We start from the raw sequence: 10,567 nt of genomic DNA, 5'->3' as shown, positions 1-10,567 counted from the left end.
CATGACCATCGGACGTAAAGTTCTGCTCGGCGTGCTCGCCGTCGTGCTCGCGATCGCCCTCGTGGTGGTCGGGTGGACGGTCTTCCTGAAGTCGACGACCAACACGTTCACCGCCTACTTCGGCTCGGTCGCCAGCCTCTACGAAGGTGACCCGGTGCGGGTGCTCGGCGTGAACGTCGGCAGCGTCTCGAAGATCACCCCGCGGGAGAACGACGTCAAAGTCGAACTGCGCGTGGACAACAGCATCGACATCCCGGAGGACGCGAAGGCGGTCATCGTCGCGCAGAGTCTGGTGTCGGGACGTTTCGTTCAGCTCACCCCGGTCTACTCCGGTGGCGCAGTGATGCCCGACGGTTACGACATCCCGATGGACCGCACCGCCGTCCCGATGGAGTGGGACGACATCAAGGCCCAGCTCACCAAGCTCACCGAGGCCATCGGTCCGGAGGGGCCCGACCAGGGCACCGCGGCCAAGGCGGTCAACGTCTTCGACGAGAACCTCGAGGGCAACGGCGCCGCGATCAACCAGTCGATCAAGGAGGTCTCCGACGTCATCGGTACCCTCGCGGCCGGACGCGGCGATCTGTTCTCGACGATCCAGAGCCTGCAGAAGCTGACCGATGCGCTGTCGGGCAGCCATGAGCAGCTCGTGCAGTTCAACGGCCGGCTCGCCTCGGTCAGTTCGGTTCTCGCCGACAACACCACCGAGCTCGATGCGGCGCTGAAGGGTCTGGACTCGGCGATGACCGACGTCCAGGTCTTCATCGACACCAACTCCGACGCGCTCTCGTCGTCGGTCGAGCGGCTCGCGGCGTCCACCAAGATCGTCGCGGACAAGAACGAGCAGGTCGCAGGCGTCCTGCACTCCGCGCCCAACCAGCTCGCGAACTTCTACAACATCTACAACCCGCTGTCCGGGTCGCTGTCGGGTGTGTTCGGTCTCGCCAACGGCACCAACCTGATCACGCTGCTGTGCGGGTCGATGGACTCCACCAAACGCCCGGGGACGTCGAAGGAGGACATCGACAAGTGCGTCGAGATCCTCGCGCCGGTGCTGTCGTCGATCTCGATGAACTACCCGCCGTTCCTGTCGAATCCGGTGCAGGGCGCCAACGCGCTGCCGAGCCAGTTGCAATACCAGAATGCCGACGTGAAGGCCCGCGCACAGGCCGGAGTGCGGCGCATCGACAACGAGACGCGGCGCGACAACGCCGGTTCGCCGCTCGGGAACCTGCTGGTGCCGTTCGGGGGAGACCGATGAAGTCGTCACGCCTACGCGGCGGACTGGCCGCAGGGGCGGTGGCGCTCACGACGCTGCTCGCCGGATGTTCGTTCGACGGGCCGAATTCGCTACCCGTGCCGGGCGCTGCCGGGACCGGAGGTGGCTCGTACGAGATCACCGCGCTCATCCCGTCGGCCGCCGGCCTGGTCAACAACGCGCCGGTCCTCATCGACGACTCGACCGTCGGCAGCATCGGCGACATCGAGGTGCAGGACTGGAACGCGCTGGTCACCATCCGGCTGAACAAGGGAGTGATCATCCCGCGCGGATCGCACGTCATGGTCGGCATGACCAGCGTGCTGGGTTCGACGCACCTCGAGATCGTCCAGCCCGCCGAGCCGGAGGGCGGACGCCTGGAAGCGGGCGACGAGATCCCGCTGACCAAGTGTCCCGAGCAGTCCAACATCGTCAGCGACCCGAAGGTGCCCTCGGTGCCCGACATCAATGCGGCACAACAGGTTGCGGCCTGCACCTACCCCAGTACCGAACAGGTACTCAGCGCGTTGTCGGTGGTGCTCAACGGCGGCGGCCTGTCGCAGGTCGGCGACATCGTGCACGAGATGAGCGAGGTCTTCGGCGGCCGCGAGGACCAGATCAAGAAACTGATCCCGCGGCTGAACACCCTCGTCGCCGATCTGGATGCGCAGAAGGGCAACATCATCCGCGCGACCGAGGGGCTGGATCGCCTGTCCCGCACCATGAACGAGCAGAAGGACACCATCGAACGCGCGCTCGACGCCAGCCCGCAGATCCTGCAGCTGCTGGTCGACCAGCGTCAGCAGTTCCTCGACACCCTCGCATCGGTGTCGAAGCTGTCGAAGACGGCCAACGACATCCTCGACGCCAACTCCGAGGACATCGTCACGATCGTCGAGGGCATCGAACCCGCCCTCGACCAGCTGCAGGCCTCGGGCCCGGCGATGACGCAGTCGTTGAACATCCTTCTGACCTTCCCGTTCTACGAACCGACCGTCCGGAAGATCGTCAAGGGTGACTTCGTGAACTCCGACCTGACCCTCGACCTCACGGTTGACCGTCTGAGCGAGACCATGTTCGCCAGCCTCGGCGTCACCGGACCCGAGGGCGTGTTCGGCAAGCCGGCCGGGGCGGCCGCCCGCGGACTGAACCCGTTCACGGCCCCGCTGATCCCCGGTGGCGAGAAGCTCCCGGACACCGCGGAACCGGTTCCGGCGAACCTCATCCCGCCGGTGCAGGTGCCCTCGCCCACGGCTCCGCCGACGGTGCCCTCCGATCAGGAAGGTGGCCGCTGATGAAGATCACCAGATTCGTCCGTATGCAGCTGATGATCTTCGCGATCGTCACCGTGGTCGCGATGGTCGTGATGGCTCTGTTCTACATCCGCATCCCGTCGATGTTCGGCGTCGGCAGCTACCGGGTGCAGCTGAACATGGAGACCAGCGGCGGGCTGTACCAGAACGCCAACGTCAGCTACCGCGGCGTCTACGTCGGCAAGGTCGACTCGGTCAAGCTCACCGACGACGGCGTGCAGGCCACGCTCGTCATCGACAACGGCACCGACATCCCTGCGTCGGCGAAGGCATCGGTACGCAGCGTCTCCGCGATCGGCGAGCAGTTCGTCGAGTTCACCCCGAACCCGGACCCGCCCGCCGACGCCCCGACCGGCTACCTGCACAACAACTCCGAGGTCACCGTCTCCGAGGTGCCGGTGGAGATCTCGACCATGCTCGACCAGGCCGATGCGCTCCTCAAGGAGATCGGCGACACCAAGCTCCGGTCGCTCGTCGACGAGGCCTTCGTCGCGTTCAACGGCACCGGTGAGTCGCTCCAGCGGCTGCTCGACTCGATGACCCTGTTCATCGGCGAGGCCAACAAGAACACCGACACCACCATCCAGCTCGTCGAACAGGGTGCACCTCTGCTGGCCACACAGTCCCGTACGGCCGACGACATCCGTGCCTGGACACGCAACGTCACCGCGTTCACCGACCAACTCCGGGCGAACCGGCCCGAGATCGGCGACATCCTCAGCAAGGGTCCGTCGACGACGTCGAAAGCCCAGGAGCTGTTCGAATCGCTCGGTGGGTCGTACCCACTGCTGGTGTCGAACCTGGGCACGATCGCCCACACCCAGGTGGTCTACCTGCCGAACTGGAAACAGATCCTGGTGCTGTACCCGCGTCTGGTCAATTCGCTGATCACCGCTCTGAACACCGGCACCAACAACTTCGGGCCGAACGTGAACTTCTCCCTGGGCTTCCAGGACCGGCCGGTGTGCAACATCGGCTTCCTGCCCAAGGAGGAGTGGCGGTGGCCGTCCGAACAGACCGCTCGCGAGCTGCCCCCGGGCATGCTGTGCCGCGTCCCGCAGAACTCCAACATCGCCGTGCGCGGCGCCCGCAACTACCCCTGTGCCGAGTTCCCCGGCCGCCGTGCGCCCACGCCGGCGGAATGCCGGACCGGGTACAAGCCGAACCCCGGCTCGGTGGATCCCTTCCAGAACGGCCTGCCGTTCGGCCTGAAATGGGAGCCCGCGTCCTCCGGTACCGTGACACCGGGCACACCGAAGGACTTCGAGGCAGAGCCTGCGGTGTACGCCACGACATACGATCCGGAGTCGGGCAACTTCATCGGACCCGACGGCAAGACGTACAACGCCGGCACGGGGCGTGAAGGGCAGGGACAGAGCAGTACATGGCAGACGATGATCAGCGGGACGGTCAGTCCGTGACCCCTGAGGGCACCGGCACCACCACCCCGGTCACCAGGAACCCGACCGACACCACACCGAACCGCACCGGCTCCACCGACCGTCGGACGGCCAAGCGTCCGGTCCGATCGGCACCCATCCGCCGCGGCCGCTCGGGGGGAAAGAAGCCGGCAGAGCGCTCAGCGGCAACCCCGGTGACCGAGACGGCCGTCGAGGACACGGCCACACCGGATGCAGCCGCTCCGGATGCCGTGGAGACCCCGGCCGACCGGAACGCGGAGACCGCGACCGGTGCGGTGTCGCTCACGAAGCCGGACGCCGGGGAGGAGATCGCCCCCGATCCGTCAGAGGTCGAGAAAACCGTCAGCTACCGGGAGCGGCGTCGCAACCGACTGGCGTCGAAGACCCCGGAGAAGACGGGCAAGGGCAAGGTCCGCTACCGCGGCTCGGGCCGGCGTTCGTCGCGGACCGTGGTCGGCGTCGTCGTCGGGATCGTGCTCATCGCCGTCTGTGCGGTGGCCTCGGTGGTGTTCGCCCTCGGCATCGCCCGGCAGGACCAGCAGAACGACCTGCGTGCCGAGTACTCGGCATTCGCCTCGCAGGTGCTGATCAACCTGACGAGCATGAACCCCGACACCGTAGACCAGACACTGAAATCGGTGCAGGACGACACCTCCGGCAAGGTCAAGCAGGAGGTCCAGAACAACATCCAGCAGGTCGCCTCGCTCGTCCGCGACGGGAAGCTCGAGACCAAGTCGATCATCCTCAGCTCAGCGGTCACCAAGTCCGAACCCGACGAGGGATCGGTGATCATGGTGTTCGGCTGGCATCAGCAGTCGCTCGACGGCCAGACTCCCGCCCAGGACAAGGTGTTCCGCTGGCGCGTCGACATGACCCGCATCAACGGTGAGCTGAAGATGACCGACTTCGAGTGGGTGGCGTGATGGCCGACAAGAAGCCCGGAACCGACAAGGGACGCCTCGGACTGATCGTTCTCGCGGTGCTCGTCGTGGCGGCCGTCGCAGCCACCGCCTTCCTCGGCTACCGGTACACCGAGGGCCGTTCGGTCGAGGATGCGCGTGAGTCCTCTCTCGCCGCCGCCCGCGACTACGCGAACACCATGTTCGGGTACAACGCCGAGAACGTCAGCGACCACATCGACCAGTCCATGAGCGTGCTGACCGGCCCGGCCAAACCCGAGTACACCAAGCTGATCACCGAGAACAACCTCGCCGCGGAGGTCCGCAAGCAGCAGGTCGTGTCCGAGGTGACCATCCAGGATGCCGGCGTGGTCACCAACACCGCGGACACCTCGAAGGTGCTGATCTTCATGAACCAGTCGGTCACCCGCGGTCAGAAGGAACTCGTCAGCATCAACCCGTCACGGCTGACCTTCAACATGGAACGTCAGGGCGACCGCTGGATGATCAACCACATCGAGGTCATCACCGACGACACCTTCCGCTCCAAGCTCGAGGTCGTCGAGTCCCTGCCCCCGGACGCCAAGCCGTTGCCCGGGCAGTCACCGGCCCCTTCCCAGGCGCCGTCCGCACCGCCCGCGGCTCCGGCCCCCGGATCGGGCGCACCCGCGGTTCCCGTGCCCTGACACTCCTCCGAAATCCCGTTGCGGGACGCCGGAATCGGGCGTACTTTCGCGGGTACACAGGGAAGGAGGTGGTCTGATAGTGATTTCTCATCGGACATGTGAGGTGACCATCCGTTAGCAGCTGACCGTGTGGCATTCGTGTCGCCGGAGGTGGATCCCCGCCTCGTCAGCGCCGACGAATACCAGGTGGTCACCCGGCCCCCGCATCCCGACCCGGTCCGGTCGGCACGAGGCTCGTATGAGCGATGCGGGGGCCGTTCCATGTCCGGGCATCGTGTCCGGACATTGTCGTTCGGGTGGTGGACTACTCGAGAGTTCGGGGTGCGGGCGTTATGAACCGGAGCAGTCCGGCGATGTACCTGTCACGAATACCTGCCACAGGGGACACCCGCCCGAGGAGAGAACGATGGTCGCCACGAACGCAGTCCGCGAACAGTCGGTCGGTCCTGGTCTCGGAGGTGCTGTCGCCGACGACGCCGCTGCTCGCGACGGCCGGTGGGACGATCTGTACTGGGGTCCCGGCGATCCCGACTTCGGAACCACGACGCCGCCCCGCTTCACCTTTGCCGACCCCCACGAGGCCGGACTCTTCCATGCCGACGACGAACACGTGTCCATCCACAACCGGGGTGCCGGCCCCGCGGCCGCGCTGATCTTCTTCGTCGACGGCCGCGTCGAGCTCCGGCGTCTCGGACCCGGCGAGATGATCATCCTGCCCGACGAGGATTCGTTCACCTACGTGCAGGCGCCTCGACGCGCCGACGGTCGTCCGGTGGTCTATGGCGGGGTGTGGGTCGAGCAGGGGAAGGCGAGGCCGGTGACCATCCCTATCCCGACCGAGCGGGAGTTCCTCGCTCAGCGTTACCTGACCCCGTGGAGCACGGATTGGGTCGGCGGACTCGCCGGCTGCCGCCTACGGGACCCGGCGGAGGATCGGATCTCATACCAATACCGTTCCGGTGGAACGACTTTCACTGTTCGCAATGCCGGCGACAGCTGGGTTGCGGTCGTTCATCGGGCCGGGACGGAGTACAGCGTCGTCGAATGTGGTCCGCGTGAGCGGGTCGACTTCCCGGTCTCCCCGCACTCAGCGCAGAGCGACGTGTTCTCGGTGGTGGGACAACGGCAGACCGGTTCGCCCGGACGTGGCCCCTACGTCTCGGCGTCGGGAACCGTGCACCCCGGATGGGCGGGTCGCCCCGGAGCCGCCACGGCATACGGATCGGTTGTGGTCATGCTCGGATCGCTGGTGTACAGCGCGCTACCGAAGCGCAACCTGTACGTGGCGTTCTCGGATCGCCGACGCGGCTGCAGCCGGGTGCATCGCTGAGCGACGCCCGGAGCGCGCGTCGAGAAGAGTGCGGCCGGGCTCAGCCGACGTGGCGTCGTAGTTTGGCCGACAGTCGGGGGAAGAGGTCACCGTCGGTGCCGACCCGTTCTTCGACGTAGGCGAGGTCGCCGTCGGGAACCAGCCCGTAGAGACGCTTGGCGCCGCCCGCGCGACGGCCGGACTGGGACTTGATGACGACGTCGGTCGCCAGTTCCCACGAGGTCTGGTTGAGGGGTGTGCCGTAGAAGAGCTCCACCGATCCCTCGGCGTGGGCGAGAAGCAACTCGATGGTGTCGTCCTCACCGATGCGCCAGAAACCGGATTCGCGGAGGTCGGGACGCTCGAAGGCGGCGTCGTCGTCGATGACCCACGAGCGCGACTCCCAGGTGAGGAAGTTCTGCCCGTCGTGCGAAACGACGATCTGTTGCGCGAAGTGGTAGTCGGTGTCGGTTTCGGCGTCGTGGCCTTCGCCCTCGCCGCGCCAGACGCCGACGAGTGGCAGCAGAGCCAGCAGGCCGGGATGGAGATCGGCGCCGAGGCGGAGGTTGGCGGTGTCCGCGGGCAGCGGGAGATCGTCCCACGTGGGGATGTTGCGCTCACGACTGCCGGACTCGACGGCACGTGCCTCGGCCTGGTTGATCGCCTCGTCGCCCGACCGATGGGTGCCACCGCCGGCTACGACGCCGTCGCCAGAGGGCACACCGTCGCCCGAGGGGGCGGCGCCGACTGGTTCGTCGCCGGCGTCACCGGCTCCCGGGTGGGACGTCACGACTCGTCGGTGACCAGGCGGTAGAGGGTGTAGACACCAAACCAGGTGATCAGCACGGCGGCCAGGATCAGCAGGATTTCGAAGAAAAGGACCACGAGGCAAATTCTAACCCGGGGATGTCCGGGAGGTTCAGGGGGTCTCCCTTCGAGACGCTTCGCTCCTCAGGGAACGGGACGGTGCTCCAGCAGGCGCTCCTGGGGGAACGGGACGGTGCTCCAGCAGGCGCTCCTGGGGGAACGGGACGGTGCTCCAGCAGGCGCTCCTCAGGGACCGGATGTCTGGGCATTCACCCGATTTTCGGCCCCGGAAATGACGAAACCCGGTCACCGCAGCGCGGTGACCGGGTCGCGTCGTGAGGTCTCAGACGCCCACGACTAGGACTGCATCACTTGGAGACGACGATGTCCTGCTCGTGGATGCCGGGACCCTCCGGGCTGATCGACGCATCGCCGTTGCCCACAGAAGACAGGGCGCGAACCGTCCAGGTTCCGGGAGCGGCGAAGAATCGGAAGTCGCCGGTGGGCGAGGCGACGACCTCGGCGGTGAATTCACCGGTCGAGTCGAGGAGACGCACGAAGGCGCCGGCAACGGGGTTACCCGAGCCGTCGGTGACCTGTCCGGTGAGGACGGTCTCCTTCTCCACGTCGACGCCCGCAGGCAGCTTCTGTCCCTGCTTGGGTGCAGCACACATAGTTATTACTTTCCTTCTCCGAGTTCGATCGGCGCACCGACCAGCGAGCCGTACTCGACCCAGCTTCCGTCGTAGTTCTTGACGTTCTTCTTGCCCAGCAGCTCGGTCAGCACGAACCAGGTGTGGCTCGAGCGCTCGCCGATGCGGCAGTACGCGATGGTCTCGCGGCTGTCGTCGAATCCCTTGTCCGCGTACAGAGCGGTGAGCTCCTCGTCGGACTTGAAGGTGCCGTCCTCGTTGGCGGTGGTCGACCACGGGATGTTGATCGCACCGGGGACGTGGCCGCGCTGCTGCGCCTGCTCCTGGGGGAGGTGAGCCGGCGCGAGGATCTTGCCGGAGAACTCGTCAGGGCTGCGCACGTCGACCAGGTTCTTGGTGCCGATGGCGTCGATGACCTCGTCGCGGAAGGCGCGGATGCTGAGGTCGGGCGAGGAGGCCTTGTACTCGGTGGCCGGACGGGTGACCGCATCCGAGGACAGCGGACGGCCGTCGAGCTCCCACTTCTTGCGGCCGCCGTCGATCAGCTTGACGTCGTTGTGGCCGTACAGCTTGAAGTACCAGTAGGCGTAGGCAGCGAACCAGTTGTTGTTGCCGCCGTAGAGGATCACGGTGTCGTCGTTGGAGACGCCACGCTCGGACAGCAGCTTGGAGAAGCGGTCGGCGTCGACGAAGTCGCGACGGATGCCGTCCTGCAGATCCTGCTTCCAGTCGAGCTTGATCGCGCCCGGGATGTGGCCGCCATCGTAAGCCGAGGTGTCTTCGTCGACCTCGATGAAGACAGTGTTGTCGGCGTTGAGGTTCTGCTCAGCCCACTCGGTGCTGACCAGGACGTCGGAACGTGCCATGTCTGGTTCCTTTCGGATGGATAACTGGTGGTGGATGGATCTGGTGATGCGTAACAGCGGCGAGGCGCGGACAAACGCCCGCGGCTCTGTCTGTGATGAACGAGGAGGCGCATGGAGAAGACACTCAGGCCTCGGGAGAAACGCACCCCGTCGTCATCGGCGGTGCGCATGGCGCGGCTGCGGGGCAGCGCTTGTCATGGCACACCGTCAGCGGTGCGTGCGACAGCAACAATCGGCGACACGACAGAAGTCGATCGCCCGGCGACGTGTGAGCATGTACTCACGGCGCTGTTGCATGCCAACGAGGGTACAACAGTGCCGAACAGAGTCCGAAACCCCGGGTGGATTGCACTCTGACCTGCGAGAAAAGGCTGCGAACGGAATGTGCGCGAGTCTGGTCGCGGCGTCGGGTCAGAACCGGTCCGGACGCACGTCGGTGACGCCCGATTCGGACACCAGCTGGACGTCACCGCCGAAGCTCTCCGCGCGCTGGGCGACGAGCCCCCAGGCCATCGGGAGTCGGGGGAGGACCATGCTGAACCGGTCGAGCACGGCCGCGCGCATGTCCTCGCCGACATCGGCGTCCACGTGACGTTCGGGTCCGCTGTAGAAGTCGGTGGCCCGGATCTGCAGCGCACCGTTGGTCACCGAGAGGTCGACCGCGACGCTGACTCGAACCTTCGGACCGGTGTATGCCGACGCGGACGGCGGATCGTCGGCGTCGAGGCCGTCGTCGGGCGGCAGTGCCACCGTCCCGGTGAAGACGACCCCCTCCGACCGTGAGACGACCCCGTCCTGGGGGCCACCGCTGCCGGCCTTCCCGTCGGGGCCGGGCGTGCTGACGGTCAGGTCGGTGATGCGCAGATACCGCGCGAGGGTGACCGCATCGAGGCGGGTGTAGGCCGAGATCGAGTCGGTGTGCAGAACATCACTCGCGGAGAAATCGCCTCGTTCGGGACCCCGGAATCGGCCGAGTACGGCGCCCAGTTCGCCGCGACAGACGCCGCGTACGGGTTCACAACCCGGGAGTTCGACGCCGCGGGCGGCGATCGTCACACCCGAGTAGTCGCCCGTGCCGGCCTGGGTGAGGAACGGGAACCCGGCGAGGGTCACCTCGGGATCGGATGGGACGCGCGGTGATTCGGCGAGGGCCACCGACAACCGGTGTTCGCCGCGGATGGCCGCGCCGACGTCGACGAGCAGGATTGCCGCCGCCGCGACCACGACGATCACCGCCGCGATGACGAGGACTTTCCGGATGCCCGGCATGCTCGGAAGACCACCCTCTCCATCGTGTGCACCGACGGCTTCGACTCGCCTTGTTAACAGCGGTGTGCGTCGGTGGCGCTATTCTG

10 protein-coding genes are annotated in these 10,567 nt (G+C 66.5%); 6 read left to right on the top strand and 4 right to left on the bottom strand.

Annotated features, from left to right (window positions below; translation table 11 throughout):
• The first annotated feature begins 1 nt into the window (after window position 1).
• The 6 genes from GONAM_RS07785 to GONAM_RS07760 all read left to right on the top strand — a co-directional run bounded on the left by GONAM_RS07785 (window position 2) and on the right by GONAM_RS07760 (window position 6,907).
• Window positions 2-1,261, top strand: a complete 1,260-nt coding sequence (locus GONAM_RS07785) for an MCE family protein (RefSeq protein ID WP_006866212.1) — start codon at window positions 2-4, stop codon at window positions 1,259-1,261.
• Window positions 1,258-2,553 (top strand): MCE family protein, encoded by a 1,296-nt coding sequence (locus tag GONAM_RS07780; protein WP_006866211.1) that lies wholly within the window; start codon window positions 1,258-1,260, stop codon window positions 2,551-2,553. Before GONAM_RS07785 ends, GONAM_RS07780 begins: the two co-directional genes overlap by 4 nt.
• Window positions 2,553-3,992, top strand: coding sequence for an MCE family protein (locus GONAM_RS07775; RefSeq protein ID WP_006866210.1), 1,440 nt, complete (start codon window positions 2,553-2,555; stop codon window positions 3,990-3,992). The genes GONAM_RS07780 and GONAM_RS07775 overlap by 1 nt, the downstream gene beginning before the upstream one ends.
• A complete protein-coding gene (locus GONAM_RS07770; protein ID WP_006866209.1) occupies window positions 3,989-4,915 on the top strand; it encodes an Rv1363c family protein in 927 nt (308 codons plus the stop codon). Before GONAM_RS07775 ends, GONAM_RS07770 begins: the two co-directional genes overlap by 4 nt.
• Entirely contained in the window at window positions 4,915-5,577 is a 663-nt protein-coding gene (locus GONAM_RS07765; protein ID WP_006866208.1) for a hypothetical protein, read from the top strand. The genes GONAM_RS07770 and GONAM_RS07765 overlap by 1 nt, the downstream gene beginning before the upstream one ends.
• Window positions 5,578-5,983: 406 nt before the next feature.
• Entirely contained in the window at window positions 5,984-6,907 is a 924-nt protein-coding gene (locus GONAM_RS07760) for a hypothetical protein (RefSeq protein WP_006866207.1), read from the top strand.
• 40 nt (window positions 6,908-6,947) lie between these two features.
• On the opposite strand, the gene GONAM_RS07755 is transcribed toward GONAM_RS07760, so the two are convergent.
• From GONAM_RS07755 to GONAM_RS07735, 4 genes are all read right to left on the bottom strand, one after another.
• Complete coding sequence (locus GONAM_RS07755) at window positions 6,948-7,676, bottom strand: heme-binding beta-barrel domain-containing protein (protein ID WP_040535717.1); 729 nt, start codon at window positions 7,674-7,676, stop codon at window positions 6,948-6,950.
• A gap of 385 nt (window positions 7,677-8,061) precedes the next feature.
• Entirely contained in the window at window positions 8,062-8,367 is a 306-nt protein-coding gene (locus tag GONAM_RS07745; RefSeq protein WP_006866205.1) for a DUF1416 domain-containing protein, read from the bottom strand.
• A 5-nt stretch (window positions 8,368-8,372) separates the two neighbouring features.
• Entirely contained in the window at window positions 8,373-9,212 is an 840-nt protein-coding gene (locus GONAM_RS07740) for a sulfurtransferase (protein ID WP_006866204.1), read from the bottom strand.
• A gap of 411 nt (window positions 9,213-9,623) precedes the next feature.
• The gene (locus GONAM_RS07735) at window positions 9,624-10,481 is read right to left on the bottom strand and encodes an LmeA family phospholipid-binding protein (protein ID WP_006866203.1); all 858 of its coding nucleotides are present in this window, start codon (window positions 10,479-10,481) and stop codon (window positions 9,624-9,626) included.
• Between the last annotated feature and the right edge of the window lie 86 nt (window positions 10,482-10,567).

Origin of the sequence: Gordonia namibiensis NBRC 108229, assembly GCF_000298235.1 — a bacterium.
Taxonomy (GTDB): Bacteria; Actinomycetota; Actinomycetes; order Mycobacteriales; family Mycobacteriaceae; genus Gordonia; species Gordonia namibiensis.
Note: the sequence above shows the minus strand (reverse complement) of the source record. Positions and strands in the feature narration are given on the sequence as shown.

Coding starts and splice junctions, on each gene's coding strand:
- GONAM_RS07785 (WP_006866212.1), top strand. CDS start 2: ATGACCATCGGACGTAAAGTTCTGCTCGGCGTGCTCGCCGTCGTGCTC.
- GONAM_RS07765 (WP_006866208.1), top strand. CDS start 4,915: ATGGCCGACAAGAAGCCCGGAACCGACAAGGGACGCCTCGGACTGATC.
- GONAM_RS07760 (WP_006866207.1), top strand. CDS start 5,984: ATGGTCGCCACGAACGCAGTCCGCGAACAGTCGGTCGGTCCTGGTCTC.
- GONAM_RS07775 (WP_006866210.1), top strand. CDS start 2,553: ATGAAGATCACCAGATTCGTCCGTATGCAGCTGATGATCTTCGCGATC.
- GONAM_RS07735 (WP_006866203.1), bottom strand. CDS start 10,481: ATGCCGGGCATCCGGAAAGTCCTCGTCATCGCGGCGGTGATCGTCGTG.
- GONAM_RS07780 (WP_006866211.1), top strand. CDS start 1,258: ATGAAGTCGTCACGCCTACGCGGCGGACTGGCCGCAGGGGCGGTGGCG.
- GONAM_RS07745 (WP_006866205.1), bottom strand. CDS start 8,367: ATGTGTGCTGCACCCAAGCAGGGACAGAAGCTGCCTGCGGGCGTCGAC.
- GONAM_RS07740 (WP_006866204.1), bottom strand. CDS start 9,212: ATGGCACGTTCCGACGTCCTGGTCAGCACCGAGTGGGCTGAGCAGAAC.